Below are 22,245 nucleotides of genomic sequence, written 5' to 3' on the forward strand. Positions count from 1 at the left end.
GCGCGGCCGCTACTGCGCCGCGCCCGCCTCCGGCAGCTCCGGGTCGCCCGGGGCCTGGTCCGGGGCGTTCTCCGGGTGGTGGCAGGCCACCTGGTGGCCGGTCTTGAGGGCCAGCAGGGGCGGCTCCTGCGTCTTGCAGATCTGCGTGGCCTTCCAGCAGCGGGTGTGGAAGCGGCAGCCGCTCGGCGGCGAGATCGGCGAGGGCACGTCGCCCTTGAGCAGGATGCGGCCGTTGTCGGTGCCGCGCCGGCGCGGGTCCGGGACCGGGACGGCGGACATCAGGGCCTTGGTGTACGGGTGCATCGGGGCCTCGTACAGGGACTTGCGGTCGGCGAGCTCGACCATCTTGCCCAGGTACATGACCGCGATCCGGTCCGAGACGTGCCGGATCACCGAGAGGTCGTGGGCGATGATCACGTACGTGAGGCCGAGCTCCTCCTGGAGGTCGTCCAGCAGGTTGACCACCTGGGCCTGGATCGACACGTCGAGGGCCGAGACCGGCTCGTCCGCCACGACCAGCTTCGGCTTGAGGGCCAGCGCGCGGGCGATGCCGATGCGCTGGCGCTGGCCGCCGGAGAACTCGTGCGGGTAGCGGTTGTAGTGCTCGGGGTTGAGGCCCACGAGCGACAGCAGCCGCTGGACCTCGGCCTTGAGCCCGCCCTCGGGGGTGACGCCCTGGAGCTTGAACGGCGCGCTGACGATCGTGCCGACCGTGTGGCGCGGGTTCAGGGAGCCGTACGGGTCCTGGAAGATCATCTGGATATCGCGGCGCATCGGGCGCATCCCGCCGACGCCGAGGTGCGTGATGTCCCGGCCCTCGAACTCGATGGTGCCGCCGGTGGGCTCCAGCAGCCGCATGAGCAGGCGGCCCATGGTCGACTTGCCGCAGCCGGACTCGCCGACGATGCCGAGGGTCTCACCGCGCCGGACCTCGAAGTCCAGCCCGTCGACCGCCTTGACGGCGCCGACCTGGCGGCGCAGCAGCCCCTTGTGGATAGGGAAGTGCTTGGTCAGCCCGGTGACCTTCAGCAGCGGCTCCGGGGAGTCCTTGGCCTGCTCGGGGATCACGGCCGCGGCCGTCGTCTTCGTCTCGTCGCTCACAGCTTCGGCGCAATCTCTTCGGTCCAGATGCGGGTCCGCTCCTCCTGCGACATGTGGCAGGCGGACCAGTGCCGGGTGCCGCCGTCCTCGCCGGAGCCGGCGGTGAGCTCCGGGCGCACCGTGCGCGTGACGTTGTCCTTGGGGACGTCGGCGTACGGGCAGCGCGGGTGGAAGGCGCAGCCGCTGGGGATGTTGATGAGGCTGGGCGGCGAGCCCTTGACCGGGATGAGGCGCTCGGTCTGGTCGCGGTCGATGCGGGGCATCGAGCCCAGCAGGCCCCAGGTGTAGGGGTGGCGGGGCTCGTAGAAGACCTTCTCCGCGGTGCCGCGCTCGACGCAGCGGCCGCCGTACATGACCAGCAGCTCGTCGGCCATCTCGGCGACGACCCCGAGGTCGTGCGTGATCATGATGACGGCGGAGCCGAACTCCTGCTGGAGGTCGCGGATGAGGTCGAGGATCTGCGCCTGGACGGTGACGTCGAGGGCGGTGGTCGGCTCGTCCGCGATGAGCAGTTCGGGGTTGTTGACCAGGGCCATCGCGATCATGGCCCGCTGGCGCATGCCGCCGGAGAACTCGTGCGGGTAGCTGTCGAAGCGCTTGTGCGGCTCGGGGATGCCGACCCGGTCGAGCAGTTCGACGGCCCGGGTGCGTGCGGCCTTCTTGTCGGCCTTGTGGTGGACCCGGTAGGCCTCGGAGATCTGCTTGCCGACCGTGAAGTACGGGTGCATGGCGCTCAGCGGGTCCTGGAAGATCATGGCGATCTCCCGGCCGCGGAGCCGACGCACCTCGTCCTCGTCGGCGGAGAGCAGCTCCTTGCCGTCGAGCCAGATCTCGCCGGAGATCCGCGCCTTCTGGCGGCCGTACTGGCCGACGCGGTGCAGGCCCATGATGCCGAGCGAGGTGACGGACTTGCCGGAGCCGGACTCGCCCACGATGCCGAGGGTCTTGCCCTTCTCCAGGGTGAAGGAGAGCCCGTCGACGGACTTGACCAGGCCGTCCTCGGTCGGGAAGTGGATCTTCAGGTCGCGGACGTCCAGGAAGGCGCTGCCCGGCGCGGATCCGGTGACGGGCTCGTGTACGGCGCCCGTCTTCGTCAGATCGGTCATGACAGCCTCACTCGGGGGTCGATCACCGCGTACAGGAGGTCAACGATGAGGTTCGCGGCTACGACGAAGAAGGCGGAGATCAGCGTGATCCCGAGGATGACCGGCAGGTCGTGGTCGCTGATCGCGCGGACCGCGCTGTAGCCGAGCCCGTGCAGCGAGAAGGTGTACTCGGTGAGCACCGCGCCGCCGAGGAGGGCGCCGAGGTCCAGGCCGAGGACGGTGAGGATGGGGGTCATCGTGGAGCGCATGGCGTGCTTGCCGATGACGACCGGTTCCGTGAGGCCCTTGGCCCGGGCCGTGCGGATGTAGTCCTCGTTGAGGACCTCCAGCATGGTGGCGCGGGTGAGGCGGGCGTACATCGCCGCGTACAGGAAGGCGAGGGAGACCCACGGCAGGACCATGCCGTTGAACCACTTCGCCGGATCCTGGGCGAAGGTGACCTCGGGCCGGCCGAACCAGCCGAGCTGGTCCGAGAACAGGGCGATGGCGAGCATGCCCGTGAAGTAGATGGGGAGGGACACGCCGGCGAGGGCCAGGCCCATCGCCGAGCGGTCCATCACGGTGCCGCGCTTGAGGGCGGAGAGGACGCCGGCGGCGACTCCTCCGAGGACCCACAGGACGACGGCGCCGCCCGCGAGCTGGAGGGTGACCGGCAGCCAGTCGGTCAGCAGCGGGAACACCTCCTGCTCGGTCTTGAAGGAGTACCCGAAGCAGGGGGCCGCGCAGTGCGTGACGTCGGTGCCGTTGGCGTACGTACGACCTGCCACCAGCCCGACGACGAACTTACCGAACTGGACGAGGATCGGGTCATCGAGACCCATCTTCTGCCGGATGCCCTCGATGGCGGCCGGGTCGGACTGCTTTCCGACGAAGTAGAGCGCCGGGTCCGCCCCGATCATCTTGGGGAAGAGGAAGAAGATTCCGAAGGTCATCAGCGTGATGACCAACAGCATGACGACGACGGCGAAGATACGCCGGATGAGATATGCAAGCACTGCGCTCGGCCTGGCCGCGGCCCGGGGGCGCCCTCTTATGGAACGCGCCCCCAGGCCGCCGCCGCGGCCATCACCTGCCCTTCGTGCCTAGCGGGTGTGGCACTGGAACTGGAACTGACGGGTTGTTACTTGACGACGCCCAGCGAGGCGTAGTCGTACCGGCCGTTGTAGGCGTCGGTGGTGTAGGCGTTCGTCAGACGGGTCGAGCGCCAGGTGATCGTCTTGTCGTAGACGAAGGGCAGGTAGACCGCGGCCTCGGAGACCTTCTGGTTCATCTGCTTGTAGATCTCGCCGGCCTTGTCGGCGTCGGTCTCCGCGATGGCGTCGTCGAACAGCTTGTTGATCGCCGGGTCGTTGAGCTCGGAGAAGTTGTTGTTGCCCGACTGCAGGATGAAGCGGCCGTCGACCAGCGGCTGCGAGAAGCCCTGACCGGTCGGGAAGTCGGCGCCCCAGCCCATGATGATGATGCCGTAGCCCTTGTCCTTGACGACCTTCGGCGAACCGATGATGCCGGAGGTCTGGGCGCCGTCGAACTGGTCCACGTCCGCCTCGATGCCGACCGCCTTCAGGGCGCTCTGCAGGGAGACGGCGGTGGCGATCTCGGCCGGCTTGTTGTTGCGGACCGCGATGGTGGTCTTGAAGCCGTTCGGCTGGCCGCAGGCCTTCAGGTGCTCCTTGGCCTTCTCGAGGTTCGGCTTGCCGTCGTTCTTCAGGACCTCGTACGGGTCGTAGGCGCCGTCGGCGCCCTTGATGCCGAGCGGGAGCATGTTGGGGGCGATGTCGCCACCGGCCTGCGGGCCGCCGCGGGCGGTCTGCAGGGACTTCTTGTCGGCGGCGTAGATGACGGCCTTGCGGCAGTCGATCTTGTCGAACGGCGCGACCGTCTGCGGCATGACCGCGTAGCGGATGAAGCCGGTCTGGCCGTTGTCCAGGTTGCCCTTGTGCTCGCGCAGCGCGGTGGCGCGGGCCGCCTGGCCGATGCCGGTCGCGTTGATGTCGAGGTCGAACTCGCCCTTCATCAGGCGCTTGTCCATGTCGTCCGCGTTCGCCATGAACGTGACCGAGATGGTGTCCGGCAGGGCCTTGCGGATGGTGTCCGAGGCCTTGACGTACTTCTCGTTGCGGGACAGCTTCATGCCCTTGTTGGGCTCGTACGAGTCGATCTTGTACGGGCCGTTGGAGAAGGGCTTGAGGCCGTACTTGCCGGCCGTGTCCTTGTCCGCCTTGACCGGGGAGGCCGCCGGCATGGCCAGCATCTGCAGGAAGTCGCCGTTGGCCTTCGGCAGCTTGAAGATGATGGTCTTGGCGTCGGGGGTCTCGATGGCCTTCAGGCCGAGCTTGTCCGCGGCCTTGTCCTTGTACGGGCCCTTGTACTCGCTCTTCGGGTCCAGGACCTGCATCAGGTAGACCGGGCCGCCGGAGATGACGTCCTGGGCCCAGGTGCGCTGGATGCCGTACTTGATGTCCTGGGCGGTGACGGGCGAGCCGTCCTCCCAGGTCACGTTGTCCTTGAGGGTGAACTTGTACGTCTTGCCGTCCGGGGAGATCTCCGGCAGGGCGGACGCGAGGTCCGGGACCAGCTCGGTGCTGCCCGTGCCCGGGGCCGGCGCGAAGGAGACCAGCTGGCGGGTGTAGTAGCGGGAGAAGTCCCACATGAAGCCGTAGTAGCCGCGCTGCGGGTCCCACGAGTCGGCGTCCTGGGTACCGACGAACTTGAGCTCGCCGCCCGTCTTGTCCGACGCGTTCGAGACCTTGTTGATGCCGGCGTTGAAGCCCGCGGCACCGCCGGCGTTCTTCTCGCCGCCCTTGGACTCGGTGCCGCCGCCGCAGGCGGTGGCCGTCAGCATGGCCGCGAGCACGACGGCCGTGCCTGCGGCCAGCCTGCGCTTCGAGATGCGGTGGGTAGTCACGATGCTCGCAACCTCCGTAGTAGTTCCGGCCTCTGGGAGCCGATGTACCGGTTTTCCTGCGTGTCCTGCTGGTCCTGCTGGTCCTGCTGGTGTGCTAGCGGGCGCCCTTGGGGTCGAGGGCGTCGCGGACGCCGTCGCCGAAGAGGTTGAACGCCAGCACGGTGATGAAGATCGCCGTGCCCGGGAAGATCAGGAACAGCGGATCGTCCTGGTAGGTGCGCACGGCCGTCGCGAGGGTCTCGCCCCACGACGGGGTGGGCGGCTTGACGCCGACGCCGAGGAAGCTCAGGGCGGCCTCGGTCAGCACGTTGGTGGGGATCATCAGCGTCGTGTAGACGGTGATCGGCGCCACCAGGTTGGGGAGCAGCTCGCGGAAGAGGATGTACATCCGGCCCGCGCCGAGGCTGCGCGCGGCCTCCACGTACTCCCGCTCGCGCAGGGACAGGGTCTGGCCGCGCACGATGCGGCCGATGTACGGCCAGCCGAAGAAGCCGATGACCAGGACCAGGACGGCGATGCGCAGGCCGGAGCCCTCGAAGCCCCACAGCTTGCTCGGGATCACCGAGATGAGGGCGATGATGAAGAGGAGCTGCGGGAAGGCGAGCAGCAGGTCCATGACACGGCTGATCGCGGCGTCGACCCAGCCGCCGAAGTAGCCGGCCATCACGCCGAAGAGGGTGCCGAGGGAGACCGCGACGAAGGCGGAGAGGAAGGCCACCAGGAGGGAGATCCGGGCGCCGTAGACGATCCGGCTGAAGACGTCGCGGCCGTTGACCGGCTCGATGCCCAGCAGGAAGTCCTTGCTGATGCCGCCGTACTCACCCAGCGGGAGGCCGAGCAGGGGGTCCAGGAGGTCCTCGTGGAGCTCGTCCGGCGGGTGGCCGAACATCTTGACGATCAGCGGCGCGAAGACCGCGACGAGGATCAGCAGGAGCACGATGACACCGCCGGCCAGGGCGACCTTGTCGCGCTTGAGCCGGGACCAGGCGATCTTCCACGGGGAGCGCCCCTCGATCGCCTTCTGCGGCGGTTCGGCGGCGACAACGGCTGCGGGCTCGTCCGTACTCGTGTCGTGAAGTGGTGCCGTCATCGTGGTGGGGACCCCTCTCGGCCGACGATGGCCGGCCCATGCCCGCCGCTGTAGCGGCTTGGTTCACATCGGTGTCGCTGTTGGTGCGAATTGCGTCTGAAGTGCACCGGAAGAGCTGGTGGTTTCGGGATTGACCGGCCTTCGGTGGGGGGAGTCTTCAACGGTCGCGCGATCACCCGCCAGACCTGCAGGTGAATGGATGCGCAACCGTGATGTGGTTTGCGGGCTTCCGTTATCCGAACTCTCCAGTCGACTCAGCGGTGCACAACGGCCCGTTCATCGCGGAACGGACATTGCCCCCAACCCCGCTTTTGCCGAGGTGAATTGGGGCGCCGGACAAAACGGCCGACGGCTGTTTTCGGACACACTGTCCAGCATCCGGACTCCGGCAGGACACGGTGCGGAGCCGGATGCCGGCAGTGCGGCCCCCGTGGGGGCGGCCGGCCCAGACCCGCCGCCCCCGCCTTTCCGTGCGGTACAGCCCGGGTGCGGGGCCGCCGTACCGGCCGGCTCCGACCCGCCCACAGATTCCCCCGGCCGCCGTCGCGCGCACCACGTTTTCGTCACCGCTTAATCGGCCGCCCGCCCTCCGCCCGCGGCGGCCCCGCCCGCGGACGGGCCCCGCCCCGGGACCCCGTTGCCGCCGCGCCCGGGGCTGCCTATGCTCCGCCGGGTGATCGAGATACGGCTCGCCGCCAGTGACCTGGCCCGCATCCGCTTCGCCCGGTCGCCGCTGGAGGAACTGGTCCACAGCGTCCCCGTGCTCGTCGGCACCCGCCGCCCCGCCGTGCACCGGCCCTGGGTGGCGATGGCCCGCCCCCGGGCCGCCGGGCTGGACCTGCGCGTCCTGCACGCCCTGGTCCGGGGCCCGCGGTTCCTGCCCGACTTCCTGGCCCCGCCCCCGGAGCGGCTCACCGGCAGCTTCCCGGAGGAGCTCGCCGCGGTGGCCGCCACCCCGCCCGCCGAGGTGCGCCGCTCCCTGGACGAGCTGCGCACGGCGGACGGGCAGCTGCCCGAGGAGCTGCACGGCCTGTACGAGCGGCCCGCCCGCGGGCTCGCGGAGCTGGCGGACACCCTCGGCGCGTACTGGGCCGCCGCCGTCGAACCGGTCTGGCCCCGGGTGCGGGCCCTGCACGACGCGGACCTCGTCCACCGCTCGCACCAGCTGGCGGCGGGCGGGCTCGACCGGGTGCTCGCCGACCTGCACCCGCAGGCCGCGTTCGCCGACGGCCGGCTGCTCGTGGACAAACCGGGCCACTCGGCCCTCCGCGACGCCAGCGGGACCGGACTGGTGCTGGTGCCCTGCGTCTTCGCCTGGCCGAACCTGTACGTCCTGCACAACGAGCCCTACCAGCCGGCCCTGGCCTACGCCCCGCGCGGGATCGCCACCCTGTGGGAGGACACCCCGCAGGCGGCCGCCGAACCCCTCGGCGACCTGCTCGGGCGCAGCCGGGCGGCCCTGCTCGCCCATCTGGACCTGCCGGTGTCCACCACCCAGCTCGCCGCGTACCTGAACATGAGCCCGGCGGCCGTCAGCCAGCACCTCGGGGTGCTGCGCCGCTCTCGGCTGGTCACCTCGCAGCGCTCGGGCCGCTGGATCCTGCACCGGCGCACCCCGCTGGCCAGCTCGCTGCTGGCCGCCGGGGAGGAGTGAGGGCGGGCGGGAGCCGGGGCGGGCCCGGCCCCCGGTCCGGTCAGTAGCCGGCGGCCTGGGACTCGCGGTCGTAGAAGGGGCGCGCCTGGGCCCGCAGCCACATGGCGACCGGGTCGTGCTCGTCGGCCATGGCGACCGTCGACACGGGCAGCCCCTCCGGGACCGCCGCGACGGCCTGGCGCATCATGGCCCGCGCGGACTCCACGGCCGCCGCAGAGCCCTCGTACAGGTCGAGGCCGATGGCGAGGTACGCCGTGCCGAGCGCGGGCTGCACCCAGACGCGCCGCAGGGAGCGGACGGCCGGGGTGCGGTGCGCGTGCTGGGTGAGCAGGGCGTAGAACTGCGGGAGCTCGATGGCGGGTTCCGACAGGCGCAGCGGCCCGGCGGGCATCCGGTCGAGCCCGGTGGCGATGCGGCGCAGGTCGGCCCAGGGGATGCCGACCCCGCCGCCCTGGACGTGCGGATTCAGCCAGATGCCCCAGCGGTCGGGGTAGAGGGCGCGGGCCGCGTCGCGGCCGGAGAGCACCTCGTACCCGCGGCCCCAGCCGCTGGCGGCCAGCTCCTGCGGGGAGGTCACGCAGGGCGCGTAGCCGAGGCCGTCGACCTCCATGCTGCCGTACTGGGCGTCCGGGGATCCGGAGCGGCCCTGCCAGAGCAGCATCCACAGCTGCCCGTCGGCGAGGGCCTGCAGGAGGGCCTCGTAGCTCTCGTAGCGCCCGGGCGTGACCTGGCGCAGCATGTGCTCGACCTGGCCGGCCGCGGCCGTGCCTGACGCACTCACCCGGTACCCCTCTTCAGTCACTCCGACACTTCGCACCGCGTACCCGGCGCGTTCCGGCCGTCGCGCCGGCACGGTGCCGCTGCGGGTCGGCGAGGAAATGTAACCAGCTTAAGGGCGGCTACGGCAGGTAGAAGGGGCGGACGTGTTCCGCCATCCAGTCGGCGACCGGATCCTGGGCCGCGTCGAGGAGGAGCAGGTTCACCGGCCAGGGCGGCCGGATCCGGCCCAGGGCCCGGGAGAGGGCCTCCATGGGGGCGTTGCTGTCGGCGTCCTCCCAGCCGGTGAACTGGACGCCGATGAACATCACCGGTTCGCCGCCCTCGATGCTGGCGAGGCAGCGGCGCGCCGAGGCGACCACGCCGGTGGCGCGGAACTCCTCGCCGGCGGCGGACAGGAAGTCCACCGGGTCCTCCTGCCAGTCGGGCTCGTAGAGCCGGACGCGGCCGCCGGTCGAGGGGCCGTCGAGGGGGGTGCGCCCGGCCCGGCACAGCTCGGCCACGGCCTCGGGGGGCAGGGGCAGGCCGACGGCGCCCTCGGGGTTGACCGCGATGCCGAGCTGGGGCGGCAGTCCGCGGGCGAACTCGACGGCGGGGGCCACGGCGAAGGGCATGTGGGCGCCGGCGCACTGCACGAACTGCTGCTGGGAGCTGTAGACGGGCACGAAGGCGGCGCCGCCGATGTCCATGGTGGGCAGGGTCAGGCTGGGGCGGTCCGGGCCGCCGCCCCCGGGCAGCGGGACCCACACCTGGCTGCGGCCGAGGACCTCCAGGAGGCGGCCGCCCGCGGCGGGGTTGCCGAGGGAGGCGGTGAGGGCCTCCTCGAGCTCGTTGGCGGGCCAGGTGCTGCCGGGGGGGCCTGCCGGGCCGCCGTCCCCGTACGCCTGCCCGTACCCGTCCCCGTACGCCGCACCGGGCGCGCCGCCCCCGAACCCGTCGGAGCCGCCCGCGTACGTCCCGTCCTGCATGATCACCCGCGCCCTTCCCGCCCTGCCGGCGCGCACGGCCGACGCGTAGACACTAAGCGGTCCCGGCGGGGCCGGGTGCGAAGCCGACGGATTGCAGGGCGGCGGCGGCCGGGCGGTCGAGGAGGACGACGGAGGCGCAGCCGGCGGGCGGGGCGCCCGCCTCGGCGGCGGTCAGCAGCCGCCCGGCCGTGCTGCGGTGCCGGGCGAAGGCGTAGGCGGAGACCCCGCGGCCGCGGGCGGCCTGTCCGGCGAGGGCCTCGCCGGGGGTGGCGTCGAGGAGGACCAGGTGGAGGGAGCTGCCGCGGCGGCGGGCGGCGCGGGCGAGCAGGGCCCGCACCCAGGGCTGGGTGCCGCAGTCGTGCACGACGACGCTCGCGCCGGAGCGCAGGGCGCGGCGCAGCCCGGCGTAGTGCGCGAGGCGGACGAGGGGGCGGTAGAGGGCGTACGGGAGCCGGGCGGGCATCCGGCGCTCCCACTGCTCGCGCACGTCCTGGGAGTCGATGCCGCCGCCGGCGACGGCGCGCTTCATCAGCGTGCTCTTGCCGCTGCCGGGGAGCCCGGAGACCACGACCACGTCCCCGGCGGCGAATTCCAGCCGGTCGGGGCTGTTTCCCCCGCGGCCGCGGAGGTCGCGCACGGTCACGCCGGCCTCCCCTGTCTCCACGGCCTCCACCCGGGCGCGCCGGGAGGGCTCCAGGACGGCGGCCAGGCGCGCGCGGTGGCGGCTGCCGGGCTGGGCCGGGACCCCCGCGGCGGCCCCCGGCGCGGCGACCCCGGCAGCGGGTACCGCTCCCCCGGTCGTACCCGCCAGAGCTCCGAATCTCCGCACAGCGTTCGCCTCCCCTAGTCGGGCCACTCCGGACCCTTGCCCACGGCGTGTAAAGAGACGGTAATGCGCGGCCCACGGTTCCGGGCCGGTTCCGCCCGTGCAATGATGTGCCCGCCACGCCGTACGACCAACTGCATAAAGGCCGCTTGAATCCGCGCGGGAGAGTTCCGCCGCTGTCCGAATAACGAGACGCGGTCGGACGCCGAAGGAGCAAGTCCCTCCCTTGAATCTCTCAGGCCCCGTACCGCGCGGGCGAGGCACATCTGAAAAGCGAGGCGTGCGGTTGTCACGGACCGCCGGCTCCACCCAAGGTGCAAGTCGCTTCCGTATACACGTACGGTCGTGATGAACCTCTCAGGTTCCGATGACAGATGGGGAGGAAAGTCCTCACCCTGTCGCGGACCTGCCTTGGAGAGCCAGCCTTATGACGAACACCCCCCGTCTGACCGCCCTGGACGCCGTCCACCGCGCGCTCGGCGCGACCATGACCGATTTCGCGGGCTGGGACATGCCGCTGCGCTACGGCAGCGAGCGGGACGAGCACAACGCCGTCCGCACCAGGGCCGGCCTCTTCGACCTCTCCCACATGGGCGAGATCACCGTGACCGGCGCCGGGGCCGTCGCGCTCCTGGACTACGCGCTGGTCGGCAACATCTCCACGGTCGGCGTCGGCCGCGCCCGCTACACGCACATCTGCCAGGCCGACGGCGGCATCCTCGACGACCTGATCGTCTACCGCCTGGGCGAGACCGAGTACATGGTCGTCGCGAACGCCTCCAACGCGCAGGTCGTCCTCGACGCCCTGACCGAGCGCGCCGCCGGCTTCGACGCCGAGGTCCGCGACGACCGCGACGCGTACGCGCTGCTGGCCGTGCAGGGCCCCGAGTCCCCCGGCATCCTGGCCCGGCTGACCGACGCCGACCTGGACGGGCTGAAGTACTACGCGGGCCTGCCGGGCACCGTCGCCGGGGTCCCGGCGCTGATCGCCCGTACCGGCTACACCGGCGAGGACGGCTTCGAGCTCTTCGTGAAGCCGGAGCACGCCGTGCAGCTGTGGGAGGCCCTCACGAAGGCGGGCGAGTCCGCCGGCCTGGTGCCCTGCGGGCTGTCCTGCCGCGACACCCTGCGCCTGGAGGCGGGCATGCCGCTGTACGGGCACGAGCTGACGACCGCGCTGACCCCGTTCGACGCGGGTCTGGGCCGGGTCGTGAAGTTCGAGAAGGAGGGGGACTTCGTGGGCCGCGCCGCCCTGGAGGCCGCCGCCGAGCGCGCCGCGACGAACCCGCCGCGCAAGCTGGTCGGCCTGGTCGCCGAGGGCCGCCGCGTCCCGCGCGCCGGCTTCCCGGTCGTCGCCGGCGGCGAGGTGATCGGCGAGGTCACCTCCGGTGCGCCGTCCCCGACGCTGGGCAAGCCGATCGCCATGGCGTACGTCGACGCGGCCCACGCCGAGGCGGGCACCTCCGGCGTCGGCGTCGACATCCGCGGTACGCATGAGCCGTACGAGGTCGTCGCCCTGCCGTTCTACAAGCGCCAGAAGTGACGATCGGGCCCGGCCCGGACGCACCGCAGGACTCCCGTACCACCTCTGTCCCATCGCACTCCCCCGCATCCAGGAGAATCAGGTCATGAGCAACCCCCAGCAGCTGCGCTACACCAAGGAGCACGAGTGGGTGTCGGTCGCCGAGGACGGCGTCGCGACGGTCGGCATCACCGAGTTCGCGGCCAACGCGCTCGGTGACGTCGTCTACGCCCAGCTCCCCGAGGTGGGCGAGACCGTGACCGCCGGCGAGACCTGCGGCGAGCTTGAGTCCACGAAGTCGGTCAGCGACCTGTACGCCCCGGTGACGGGCGAGGTCGTCGAGGCCAACCAGGACGTCGTGGACGACCCGGCGCTCGTGAACTCCGCGCCCTTCGAGGGCGGCTGGCTGTTCAAGGTGCGCGTCGCGGAGGAGCCGGCCGACCTGCTCACCGCCGACCAGTACACCGAGATCGCGGGCTGACCACCACCTAGAGGGAATCCGATGTCTGTTCTGAACACTCCCCTCCACGAGCTGGACCCGGACGTCGCCAAGGCCGTCGACGCCGAGCTCCACCGCCAGCAGTCGACCCTGGAAATGATCGCCTCGGAGAACTTCGCTCCGGTCGCGGTCATGGAGGCCCAGGGCTCGGTCCTGACCAACAAGTACGCCGAGGGCTACCCCGGCCGCCGCTACTACGGCGGCTGCGAGCACGTCGACGTGGTCGAGCAGATCGCGATCGACCGCATCAAGGCCCTCTTCGGCGCCGAGGCCGCCAACGTGCAGCCCCACTCGGGTGCGCAGGCCAACGCCGCCGCGATGTTCGCGCTGCTGAAGCCGGGCGACACGATCATGGGCCTGAACCTGGCCCACGGCGGTCACCTGACCCACGGCATGAAGATCAACTTCTCCGGCAAGCTCTACAACGTGGTCCCGTACCACGTGGACGAGACCGGCCAGGTCGACATGGCCGAGGTCGAGCGCCTCGCCAAGGAGTCCAAGCCGCAGCTGATCGTGGCCGGCTGGTCCGCGTACCCGCGCCAGCTGGACTTCGCCGCCTTCCGCCGGATCGCGGACGAGGTCGGCGCGTACCTGATGGTCGACATGGCCCACTTCGCGGGCCTGGTCGCCGCGGGCCTGCACCCGAACCCGGTGCCGCACGCCCACGTGGTCACCACCACCACGCACAAGACCCTCGGCGGTCCGCGCGGCGGCGTCATCCTGTCCACGCAGGAGCTGGCCAAGAAGATCAACTCCGCGGTCTTCCCGGGTCAGCAGGGCGGCCCGCTGGAGCACGTGATCGCGGCCAAGGCGGTCTCCTTCAAGGTCGCCGCCTCGCCCGAGTTCAAGGAGCGCCAGGAGCGCACCCTGGCCGGCGCGAAGATCATCGCCGAGCGCCTGGTGCAGGACGACGTCAAGGCCGTGGGCGTGGACGTGCTGTCCGGCGGCACCGACGTGCACCTGGTCCTGGTGGACCTGCGCAACTCGGAGCTGGACGGCCAGCAGGCCGAGGACCGCCTCCACGAGGTCGGCATCACGGTCAACCGCAACGCCATCCCGAACGACCCGCGGCCCCCGATGGTCACCTCGGGCCTGCGGATCGGCACCCCGGCCCTGGCCACCCGCGGTTTCGGCGCCGAGGACTTCACCGAGGTCGCCGACATCATCGCCGAGACGCTCAAGCCGGAGTACGACAGCGAGTCGCTGAAGGCCCGCGTCTCCGCGCTGGCGGCGAAGCACCCGCTGTACCCGTCGCTCTAGACGCGTACGGGAGGGGCCCGGCCTTCGTTCTCCACAGGCCGGGCCCCTTTTTCGTGCTTGTCGTTCTTTTCGCGCCGCCCGCGCTCCCCTGCTGCTCCTGCGGGCCGGGCCGGGGCGGCGTGAGGCGGCTCACGCCGGGGCGACGCCCGGCGGACGGCTCGGGCAGAGCTGCCGTTCACCTGGCCGCGATACGCTCTTCTGCCGGACAAAATCCCCGAAACGCCCCGCTGCTCCACCCCCTCACGCCCCCTCCTGCACCTCCCGCACCTCCTGCCCCCTCCCACCCCACGAGCTGACAAGGGAGTCCGCCACCGTGGCCATTTCCGTGTTCGACCTCTTCTCCATCGGCATCGGGCCGTCGTCCTCCCACACGGTCGGCCCCATGCGGGCCGCCCGCATGTTCGTGAACCGCCTGAAGAAGGACGGGGTCCTCGCCCAGACCGACTCGGTGCGCGCGGAGCTCTTCGGCTCCCTGGGCGCCACCGGGCACGGGCACGGCACGCCGAAGGCCGTGCTGCTGGGCCTGGAGGGGCACTCCCCCCGCACCGTGGACGTGGAGAGCGCCGACGACGAGGTCGAGCGGATCCGCCGCACGGGCCGGCTGCGCCTGCTCGGCACGGAGATAGACGATGCCCACGAGATCGCGTTCGACGAGCCGAACCAGCTGATCCTGCACCGCCGCCGCTCCCTGCCGTACCACGCGAACGGCATGACCCTCTTCGCGTACGACGCGGCCGGCACCCCGCTGCTGGAGAAGACCTACTACTCGGTCGGCGGCGGCTTCGTCGTCGACGAGGACGCGGTGGGCGAGGACCGGATCAAGCTCGACGACACGGTGCTGAAGTACCCCTTCCGCTCCGGCGACGAGATGCTGCGCCTGGCCCGCGAGACCGGGCTGTCGATCTCCTCCCTGATGCTGGAGAACGAGAAGGCCTGGCGTACGGAGGAGGAGATCCGCGCCGGCCTGCTGGAGATCTGGGGGGTCATGCAGGCCTGCGTGCAGCGCGGCATCTCCCGCGAGGGCATCCTGCCGGGCGGGCTGCGCGTCAAGCGCCGCGCCGCCGCCACGGCCCGCCAGCTGCGCACCGAGGGCGACCCGCTGCTGCACCGCAGCGAGTGGACGACGATCTACGCGATGGCGGTCAACGAGGAGAACGCGGCCGGCGGCCGGGTCGTCACCGCCCCGACCAACGGCGCGGCGGGCGTCCTGCCGGCCGTCCTGCACTACTACGTGAACTTCGTGCCCGGCGCCGACGAGGACGGCGTGGTCCGCTTCCTGCTGGCCGCCGGAGCCATCGGCATGCTCTTCAAGGAGAACGCCTCGATCTCCGGTGCCGAGGTCGGCTGCCAGGGCGAGGTCGGCTCGGCCTGCTCGATGGCCGCGGGCGCCCTCGCCGAGGTCATGGGCGGCACCCCCGAGCAGGTGGAGAACGCCGCCGAGATCGGCATGGAGCACAACCTGGGCCTGACCTGCGACCCGGTCGGCGGCCTGGTCCAGATCCCCTGCATCGAGCGCAACGGCATGGCGGCCGTCAAGGCCGTCACCGCCGCCCGCATGGCCCTGCGCGGCGACGGCAGCCACAAGGTCTCCCTCGACAAGGTCATCAAGACCATGAAGGAGACCGGCGCCGACATGAAGGTCAAGTACAAGGAGACGGCCCGCGGCGGCCTCGCGGTCAACGTCATCGAGTGCTGACCGCCTGACCGCCCGACCCCCTCCGCCGCCGGAAATCGGCGGCGGAGGGGGGAACCGGCGGGAGTGTGAGGGATGTCTCTTCTGGAGACAGCATTGTCCCCGCCTCAGGAGAACCGGGGGTCGTCATGCCTCACCGTTCCGTCCGCCGTCAGCGACTCGTGGCCGCGGCCACGGGCGTCCTGCTCACCGCCGGTGTCGCGCTCGCGGCCCCGGCTTCCGCCGCCGCGGCTCCGGCGGCCGCCGCGCCGCAGCTCACCGCCGCCACCCAGACCCCGCTCGTGGTCAACGCCCGCTGGGGCGGGCACTGCACCTTCGACCGGATCGTCGTGGACATCAAGGGCTACATACCCTCGGTGACCGTCAAGCGGGTGGCCGAACTGCGCTACGACGGGTCCGGGAAGAAGGTCCCGCTCGCCGGGAAGTACTTCCTGGAGATCCGGCTGAACCCGGCCCAGGCGCACAACGACGCCGGGCAGTCCGTCTACAAGGGCCCCAAGCTGACCAGGATCTGGCTGCCCAAGCTCAAGGGCCTCGCCCTCACCGGCGACTACGAGGGGTACGTGACCTTCGGCGCCGCCTTCACCACCAAGCCCTCCTACTCCACCTTCAAGCTCCACAAGCCGGAGCGCTTCGTCGTGGACGTCCAGCACAGGAACGTCTGCTGAGGACCGGCCCGCCCGCGGCCGGTGATCCACCCGGCCGCGGGCGGGCCGCAGCGCCCCCGCAGGTACGTACGTCCAGGTCACGGCAGGGGACCCGGGCCGAGGGGGCAGGTTGTGGGCGGCGGGGCGGCCGACTAGGGTCGTACGGCCTTGGTGTTCGGGAAACCGGTGGAAAACCGGTGCGGCCCTCGCCACTGTGATCGGGAAGTCCGGCTCCACTCCTGCGGGAAGCCACTGGTCCGCTGCGGGTGACTGCGAAGACCGGGAAGGCGGAGCCAGGGCGGCAACACCCGTGAGCCAGGAGACCGGCCGGGGCGCGTTGTCCATCCACGAGGTGCTGGAGAGGTCTCCCCACTCATGCATATAGCCGAGGGGTTCCTGCCCCCTTTGCACGCGGCCGCCTGGGGCGCCGCGTCCGCTCCGTTCGTCGTCCACGGCGTCCGGGCCCTGACCCGCGAGGTCAAGTCCAACCCTGAGAGCACCCTGCTGCTCGGCGCCTCCGGCGCCTTCACGTTCGTCCTGTCCGCCCTGAAGATCCCCTCGGTGACGGGCAGTTGCTCGCACCCGACGGGTACCGGGCTCGGGGCCATCCTGTTCCGGCCGCCCATCATGGCGGTGCTCGGCACCATCACCCTGCTCTTCCAGGCACTGCTGCTGGCCCACGGCGGTCTGACCACACTCGGCGCCAACGTCTTCTCGATGGCGATCGCCGGGCCCTGGGCGGGCTACGCCGTCTACCGGCTGCTGCGCCGCTCGGGCACCCCGCTCATGGTGTCGGTGTTCTTCGGCGCCTTCTTCGCCGACCTGGTCACGTACTGCGTGACCAGCGTGCAGCTGGCGCTGGCGTTCCCCGACCCGGGGACCGGCTTCGCCGGAGCGCTGGCCAAGTTCGGCGGCATCTTCGCCGTCACGCAGATCCCGCTCGCGGTCAGCGAGGGCCTGCTGACCGTCCTCGTCGTGCGGCTGCTGCGGCAGTCCAGCGCGGCCGACCTGATCCGCCTGGGCGTGCTCGGCCGCAAGGACGCGAAGACCGCCGGGATCACCGGGGACGCCGGGGGCGCGGACGGTGGCAGGGGTACGGAGTCGGGCACGAAGACGGAGGCCTCGGTCTGATGAGCCGGAACGCGAAGATCAACACCCTGCTGCTGCTCCTGGTCGCCGCCCTGGCGGTGCTGCCGCTGGCCCTGGGCCTGGGCGAGGGCAAGGAGGAGCCGTTCGCCGGTGCGGACGCACAGGCGGAAGCGGCCATCACCGAGCTGAAGCCGGACTACGAGCCCTGGTTCTCCCCGCTGTACGAGCCCCCGTCCGGGGAGGTCGAGTCGGCGCTGTTCGCCCTCCAGGCGGCGATCGGCGCGGGCGTGCTCGCGTACTACTTCGGGGTGCGCCGCGGCCGCCGGCAGGGCGAGGCGAAGGCGGCGGGTGCCGCCGCCGGGGGCGCTGCGGGCACCGCGGACGGGAACGCGTAGCCGGTGCTGCCCATCGACGCCGCGGCGCACGGCAGCCGCTGGCGCCGCCGCCATCCGCTGGAGAAGGCCCTGCTGGGACTGGGCCTGACGCTGTGTGCGCTGTGCCTGCCGCCCTGGCCGGGCGGTCCGGTGGTCGCGGCCGCCACCCTGGCGGTCCTGCTGGGACCGGCCGGGGTGGCTGCCCGCCAGCTGTGGCGGGCCTTCCGGATCCCGCTCGGCTTCTGCTTCACCGGCGCGGTGCCGCTGCTGTTCGCCGTGGGCGGGCCGGCGGGCTGGGTCTCCCTGGCCCCCGGCGGCCCGCGACTGGCCGCCGAGCTGCTGCTGCGGACCTCGGCGGCCTCCCTCGGCGTGCTCCTGTTCGCGTTCACGACCCCCGTCTCGGACGTGCTGCCGCGGCTGGTGCGGGCGGGGGTGCCGGCGCCCGTGGTCGACGTGGCCCTGGTGATGTACCGGATCGGCTTCCTGCTGCTGGACTCGCTGGCGCAGGTGCGGCGCGCCCAGGCCGCCCGGCTGGGGCACACGAGCCGGGCCGCGGCCTGGCGTTCGCTGGCCGGGCTGGGCGCGACCGCGTTCGTCCGGGCCTTCGACCGCGCCGGGCGGCTCCAGTCGGGGCTGGCCGGGCGCGGGTACGACGGCACCCTGCGGGTGCTGGTGCCCCAGGCGGCCGTCTCGGGCCGCTTCCTGACCGCCTCGGGCGCCCTGCTGGGCGCGGTCGTCGCGGTCACCCTCGTACTGAAAGGGCTCTGGCTGTGAGGCCGTTGGTGGAACTGGTCGATGCGCGGTACGCCTACGAGGACGGGCCGCCGGTGCTCTCGGGGATCGGCTTCGGCATCCCGGAGGGCCGGTCCCTGGTCCTGCTGGGGCGCAACGGCAGCGGCAAGACCACGCTGCTGCGGCTGCTCAGCGGGGGGCTGCGGCTGCCGCGCGGCGGGGGCGCACTGCTGCTGGACGGAGAGCCGGTGCGCTACGACCGGGCGGGGCTGACCCGGCTGCGGACCTCGGTGCAGCTGGTGGTGCAGGACCCCGACGACCAGCTGTTCGCGGCCTCCGTGGCCCAGGACGTGTCCTTCGGGCCGCTGAACCTGGGGCTGGGCACCGCCGAGGTGCAGGAGCGGGTGGACGCGGCCCTGGCCGCACTCGACATCGAAGCCGTGCGGGACCGGCCCACGCACCTGCTGTCGTACGGGCAGCGCAAGCGGGCCGCGATCGCGGGGGCGGTGGCCATGCGGCCGCGGGTGCTGATCCTCGACGAGCCGACGGCCGGGCTGGACCCGGACGGCCAGGAGCGGCTGCTGGAGGCCCTGGCGGGTCTGCGGGACCTGGGGACGACGGTGGTGATGTCCACGCACGACGTGGAGCTGGCCGTCCGCTGGGCCGACGACGCGGCCGTACTGGCCGCGGACGGGCTGCGCACGGGCCCGGCCGCGGAGCTGCTGTCGGACGCCGCACTGCTGCGCTCGGCGCGGCTGCGCCCGGCCTGGGCGCCGGCGGTGGCCGGGTTCCTGCGGGCGCAGGGGCTGCTGGCGGAGCGCGAGCCGGGGCCCCGCACCCCGGAGGAGCTGGGCTCCTGGCCCGCGGTGCGCGCCTAGGGCCTGTCTACGATGGCCGTATGTCGCTGCCGCACGCCATCCTCACCGCCCTGCTCGAAAGGCCTTCGTCGGGGCTGGAGCTGACCCGGCGGTTCGACAAGTCGATCGGGTACTTCTGGTCGGCGACGCACCAGCAGATCTACCGGGAGCTCGGCCGGCTGGAGGAGGCCGGGCTGATCCGGGCGCTGCCTTCGGCCCAGCCGACGCGGGGGCAGAAGAAGGAGTTCGAGGTGCTGCCCGCGGGGCGGGCGGAGCTGACCCGCTGGGTGGCCGGGAGCCAGGACCCCAAGCCGATCCGGGACCCGCTGCTGCTGCGGATGCGCGCGGCGGGCGTGGTGGGTACGGACGGGCTGGCGGCGGAGCTGCGGCGGCACGTGGAGCTGCACCGGCGGCAGCTGGAGATGTACGAGGCCATCGGGGCCCGGGACTTCCCGCCGGACCGGGACTCGGAGCAGGACCGGCTGCACCGGCTGGTGCTGCGCGGCGGGATCAGCATGGAGCACTTCTGGCTGCGCTGGCTGGAGGAGGCGCTCGCCGAGGTGGGGGAGGCGGCGGGGGCCGGGGCGGCCGCTGAGGGTGTCCCGGAGGAGACGGCGTAGGTGCGGGGCGGTCTCCGCGGGCCGGGGCGGTGCGCCGGCCCGCGGCCGGGCCTCACTTGTTCAGGGCGGCCCAGAACTCGTCGAAGCTCAGCAGGCCGTCCGCGTTCGCGTCCTTGGACGCGATGACCGCCTCGGCCACCGGGCCGGTGACGAACGGGTCGCCCATCTGAGCCATGGCCTGCTTGAACTCGTCGGCGGTCACGAAGCCGTCGCCGTTCACGTCGAACCGGCCGAAGGTCTCGCGTGCGCTCTCGATGTCCGCCACTGGGATCCACCCCTTCTTGGTGCTTGCTGACCGGCTCAGGGTAGCGGCGGCCGCGGCCCGGCCGTACCCCTGGGGTCCCGGCCGCCCGCCGCCCTCCTCCCGCCCGCCCGTCCGCCGTCTCCCGACCGAACAGACGACAGGTATTCAATTACCCTTCCGTAGTGCGGAAGCAATAATTCCAGCCAACAAATCCGGCCTGCACTTGTCACGCTCCGACGCCACGGGATAACTTAACGGCATTGCCGCCACACCAGGAGCGCAGGGCTCCCAGGGACATGCGGCAACAAGGGCGATCACACAGGTGACGATCACTACTGACGTTGCAATTGACGCATCATTCGAGGTCCTGCCCTTCACTCGTACCTGCCAGCACATCTGGGAAGACGGGGACCACGTCCTGATCGGCGTGAGTCCCGGCAACAGCTACTTCAGCGCGGAGCGGATAGCCGGTCTCGCCCGTTGGGCCACGGAGCGGTTCGCGCAGGTCGACTTCGTCTACGCAGACCTCCATGTGGACCGCATGTTCGCCGCGTTCGGCTACACGCAGGAGCACGCGGAGAAGCGTGCCGCCAAGGAGATAAAGGCAGTACGGCGCAGGATACTCAAGGGGGTGGAGGAATCCCGCACCCCACACCAGGAGATCCGTGTGCGGGCGCTCTCCGAATTCCGCGGGAACCAGGTATACGAATTGCTGCACCGGCGGGTGCTGCATTTCCTGGAGAACGATGACGATTTCCGCAAGGGCTGTGAGCGGATGGCCCTGCATTTCGTCGGATCGAAACTCCCCGAGGGGGAGGCCGTCACGGACGAGCAGCTCGGCGTGTGCTTCGACTACATCGCCGCGGAACTGCCGTTCTTCCTGGACACGCCGAGCATTCTCGACGTGCCCTCCTCCGTCTCCGCCTACCACGTCAGCATGCCGCTGACGGAGGTGCTCTATGCCCGTGGCGGGGGCCTGCGGGCCACCCGCAACCAGGCGTACGCGGTCGTGCGCCCGGAAGCAGCCGAAAGGAACGCCGATGAGTGTCGAGCAGCTTGAGTCCGCGGGGGCCGGGGAGGCCCTGCTGGACTTCCCGCTCTCCCGCCGCGGCGACGTGCTCCCCGAGGAGTGCGCCTGGCTGCGCGAGAAGGCCCCGGTGGCCCGGGTCCGCACCCTCACCGGCGACCCGGCCTGGCTGGTGAGCAGTTTCGCGCTGGCCAAGCAGGTGCTGGAGGACGAGCGGTTCAGCCTGAAGGACACCGCCAACGCGGGCGTGCCCCGGCAGTACGCGCTGACGATCCCGCCCGAGGTCGTCAACAACATGGGCAACATCAACGGCGCGGGCCTGCGCAACGCCGTGATGAAGTCCCTCAACCCGCGCCAGAAGGGGCTCCAGGACTTCCTGCGGAGCACCGCGCACGCCCTGCTCGACGCGCTCGAGGCCGAGGGCGGCCCCGCCGACCTGCGGTCCGGCTTCGCCGACCCCTTCTCGGCGGCGCTGCACTGCGAGGTCCTGGGCACGCCCTTCGAGGACTGGCGCCGCCTGATGGCGGGCCTGGACGTGGCGTTCATGACGGCGGCGGAGCCCTTCGAGGACTCGGCGCTCAACTGGTACAAGGACGTCGGCTACTTCGTCGACCGGTTCCACGCCCAGCTGGGCCGGCCGGCCGGGGAGCGCACGGGCCTGCTCGGCCGGTTCGCGGAGCTGCGGGAGGCGGACCCCGGCTCGGCGCACCTGACGGACGAGATGTTCGCGACGGTGGCCGTGTCCCTGTTCGGTGCGGGCGCGGTGTCCACGTCGTCGTTCCTGGTGCTCGCGGTGCTGGCACTGCTCCAGCGGCCCGAGCTGGTCGGCTACCTGCGGGACCACCCGGAGCGCACGGGGGCGGCCGTGGAGGAGCTGCTGCGCTGGAACCTGTCCATCGGGGACGGCCTGCCGCGCCTGGCCATGGCGGACGTGCAGCTCGGGGACGTGCTGGTGAAGCAGGGCGAGCTGGTGCTCGTCCTGGTCGAGGGCGCCAACTTCGACCCGGAGGTGTTCACCGACCCCGACCGCCTCGACCTGGGTCGGGAGACCAACCCGCACCTGTCCTTCGGCGCGGGCCGGCACTTCTGCCCGGCCTCCGCGCTGGGGCGTGCGCACGCGGAGATCGCCCTGGAGGTGCTGGTCGAGCGGCTGCCCGGACTGCGCCTCGCCGTCCCGGCGGAGAACCTCGTGTGGCGTACGGGCTTCATCAAGCGGCTGCCGGAGCGTCTCCCGGTCGCCTGGTGAGCGGCCCG

22 protein-coding genes and 2 riboswitches are annotated in these 22,245 nt (G+C 71.7%); of the genes, 13 read left to right on the forward strand and 9 right to left on the reverse strand.

Annotation, left to right across the window (positions count from 1 at the left end; all coding sequences use genetic code 11):
* Positions 1-9 precede the first annotated feature (9 nt).
* From ACZ7JZ_RS24605 to ACZ7JZ_RS24625, 5 genes are all read right to left on the reverse strand, one after another.
* Positions 10-1,101: an ABC transporter ATP-binding protein gene (locus ACZ7JZ_RS24605; RefSeq protein WP_470942894.1), complete on the reverse strand. Its 1,092-nt coding sequence runs from the start codon at positions 1,099-1,101 to the stop codon at positions 10-12.
* Positions 1,098-2,207: an ABC transporter ATP-binding protein gene (locus ACZ7JZ_RS24610; RefSeq protein ID WP_470942895.1), complete on the reverse strand. Its 1,110-nt coding sequence runs from the start codon at positions 2,205-2,207 to the stop codon at positions 1,098-1,100. The genes ACZ7JZ_RS24605 and ACZ7JZ_RS24610 overlap by 4 nt, the downstream gene beginning before the upstream one ends.
* Positions 2,204-3,202 (reverse strand): ABC transporter permease, encoded by a 999-nt coding sequence (locus ACZ7JZ_RS24615; RefSeq protein WP_470942896.1) that lies wholly within the window; start codon positions 3,200-3,202, stop codon positions 2,204-2,206. Before ACZ7JZ_RS24615 ends, ACZ7JZ_RS24610 begins: the two co-directional genes overlap by 4 nt.
* A gap of 125 nt (positions 3,203-3,327) precedes the next feature.
* Positions 3,328-5,112, reverse strand: coding sequence for an ABC transporter substrate-binding protein (locus tag ACZ7JZ_RS24620; RefSeq protein ID WP_470942897.1), 1,785 nt, complete (start codon positions 5,110-5,112; stop codon positions 3,328-3,330).
* A 94-nt stretch (positions 5,113-5,206) separates the two neighbouring features.
* Positions 5,207-6,202 (reverse strand): ABC transporter permease, encoded by a 996-nt coding sequence (locus tag ACZ7JZ_RS24625; RefSeq protein ID WP_470942898.1) that lies wholly within the window; start codon positions 6,200-6,202, stop codon positions 5,207-5,209.
* Positions 6,203-6,875: 673 nt separating this feature from the next.
* Here ACZ7JZ_RS24625 and ACZ7JZ_RS24630 point away from each other — a divergent pair.
* The gene (locus ACZ7JZ_RS24630; RefSeq protein WP_470942900.1) at positions 6,876-7,856 is read left to right on the forward strand and encodes an ArsR/SmtB family transcription factor; all 981 of its coding nucleotides are present in this window, start codon (positions 6,876-6,878) and stop codon (positions 7,854-7,856) included.
* A gap of 40 nt (positions 7,857-7,896) precedes the next feature.
* On the opposite strand, the gene ACZ7JZ_RS24635 is transcribed toward ACZ7JZ_RS24630, so the two are convergent.
* The 3 genes from ACZ7JZ_RS24635 to ACZ7JZ_RS24645 form a co-directional block, all read right to left on the reverse strand.
* Positions 7,897-8,637 (reverse strand): enhanced serine sensitivity protein SseB C-terminal domain-containing protein, encoded by a 741-nt coding sequence (locus ACZ7JZ_RS24635; protein ID WP_470942902.1) that lies wholly within the window; start codon positions 8,635-8,637, stop codon positions 7,897-7,899.
* A 118-nt stretch (positions 8,638-8,755) separates the two neighbouring features.
* Entirely contained in the window at positions 8,756-9,607 is an 852-nt protein-coding gene (locus ACZ7JZ_RS24640; RefSeq protein ID WP_470942903.1) for an enhanced serine sensitivity protein SseB, read from the reverse strand.
* Positions 9,608-9,653: 46 nt separating this feature from the next.
* Complete coding sequence (locus ACZ7JZ_RS24645; protein WP_470942904.1) at positions 9,654-10,430, reverse strand: AAA family ATPase; 777 nt, start codon at positions 10,428-10,430, stop codon at positions 9,654-9,656.
* Between the two features lie 147 nt (positions 10,431-10,577).
* Positions 10,578-10,687, forward strand: a riboswitch (glycine riboswitch).
* A gap of 167 nt (positions 10,688-10,854) precedes the next feature.
* On the opposite strand from ACZ7JZ_RS24645, the gene gcvT reads away from it, so the two are divergent.
* From gcvT to ACZ7JZ_RS24695, 10 genes are all read left to right on the forward strand, one after another.
* Positions 10,855-11,970: a glycine cleavage system aminomethyltransferase GcvT gene (gcvT, locus tag ACZ7JZ_RS24650; protein WP_470942906.1), complete on the forward strand. Its 1,116-nt coding sequence runs from the start codon at positions 10,855-10,857 to the stop codon at positions 11,968-11,970.
* A gap of 85 nt (positions 11,971-12,055) precedes the next feature.
* Positions 12,056-12,430, forward strand: a complete 375-nt coding sequence (gcvH, locus tag ACZ7JZ_RS24655) for a glycine cleavage system protein GcvH (RefSeq protein WP_470942907.1) — start codon at positions 12,056-12,058, stop codon at positions 12,428-12,430.
* A 21-nt stretch (positions 12,431-12,451) separates the two neighbouring features.
* Entirely contained in the window at positions 12,452-13,708 is a 1,257-nt protein-coding gene (glyA, locus tag ACZ7JZ_RS24660) for a serine hydroxymethyltransferase (protein WP_470942909.1), read from the forward strand.
* 313 nt (positions 13,709-14,021) lie between these two features.
* A complete protein-coding gene (locus tag ACZ7JZ_RS24665) occupies positions 14,022-15,404 on the forward strand; it encodes an L-serine ammonia-lyase (RefSeq protein WP_470942910.1) in 1,383 nt (460 codons plus the stop codon).
* 125 nt (positions 15,405-15,529) lie between these two features.
* Complete coding sequence (locus ACZ7JZ_RS24670) at positions 15,530-16,069, forward strand: AMIN-like domain-containing (lipo)protein (RefSeq protein WP_470942911.1); 540 nt, start codon at positions 15,530-15,532, stop codon at positions 16,067-16,069.
* A 131-nt stretch (positions 16,070-16,200) separates the two neighbouring features.
* A riboswitch (cobalamin riboswitch) is annotated at positions 16,201-16,394 on the forward strand.
* Positions 16,395-16,423: 29 nt separating this feature from the next.
* Positions 16,424-17,179: an energy-coupling factor ABC transporter permease gene (locus tag ACZ7JZ_RS24675; RefSeq protein ID WP_470942913.1), complete on the forward strand. Its 756-nt coding sequence runs from the start codon at positions 16,424-16,426 to the stop codon at positions 17,177-17,179.
* A complete protein-coding gene (locus ACZ7JZ_RS24680; RefSeq protein WP_470942914.1) occupies positions 17,179-17,532 on the forward strand; it encodes an energy-coupling factor ABC transporter substrate-binding protein in 354 nt (117 codons plus the stop codon). Before ACZ7JZ_RS24675 ends, ACZ7JZ_RS24680 begins: the two co-directional genes overlap by 1 nt.
* Before the next feature lie 3 nt (positions 17,533-17,535).
* Positions 17,536-18,285: a cobalt ECF transporter T component CbiQ gene (cbiQ, locus tag ACZ7JZ_RS24685; protein WP_470942916.1), complete on the forward strand. Its 750-nt coding sequence runs from the start codon at positions 17,536-17,538 to the stop codon at positions 18,283-18,285.
* A gap of 8 nt (positions 18,286-18,293) precedes the next feature.
* On the forward strand, positions 18,294-19,121 hold the full coding sequence (locus ACZ7JZ_RS24690; protein ID WP_470942917.1) for an ATP-binding cassette domain-containing protein: 828 nt from the start codon (positions 18,294-18,296) through the stop codon (positions 19,119-19,121).
* Positions 19,122-19,141: 20 nt separating this feature from the next.
* Complete coding sequence (locus tag ACZ7JZ_RS24695) at positions 19,142-19,720, forward strand: PadR family transcriptional regulator (RefSeq protein ID WP_470942919.1); 579 nt, start codon at positions 19,142-19,144, stop codon at positions 19,718-19,720.
* Positions 19,721-19,772: 52 nt separating this feature from the next.
* On the opposite strand, the gene ACZ7JZ_RS24700 is transcribed toward ACZ7JZ_RS24695, so the two are convergent.
* Positions 19,773-19,985 carry an EF-hand domain-containing protein gene (locus ACZ7JZ_RS24700; RefSeq protein WP_470942920.1) on the reverse strand — a complete coding sequence of 71 codons (213 nt, stop codon included), beginning with the start codon at positions 19,983-19,985 and terminating at the stop codon, positions 19,773-19,775.
* Between the two features lie 301 nt (positions 19,986-20,286).
* Here ACZ7JZ_RS24700 and ACZ7JZ_RS24705 point away from each other — a divergent pair, with 301 nt between their 5' ends.
* A complete protein-coding gene (locus ACZ7JZ_RS24705; protein WP_470942921.1) occupies positions 20,287-21,024 on the forward strand; it encodes a tRNA-dependent cyclodipeptide synthase in 738 nt (245 codons plus the stop codon).
* Complete coding sequence (locus tag ACZ7JZ_RS24710) at positions 21,005-22,237, forward strand: cytochrome P450 (protein ID WP_470942923.1); 1,233 nt, start codon at positions 21,005-21,007, stop codon at positions 22,235-22,237. The genes ACZ7JZ_RS24705 and ACZ7JZ_RS24710 overlap by 20 nt, the downstream gene beginning before the upstream one ends.
* Positions 22,238-22,245 lie beyond the last annotated feature (8 nt).

Source organism: Streptomyces sp. NPDC038213 (assembly GCF_055600495.1).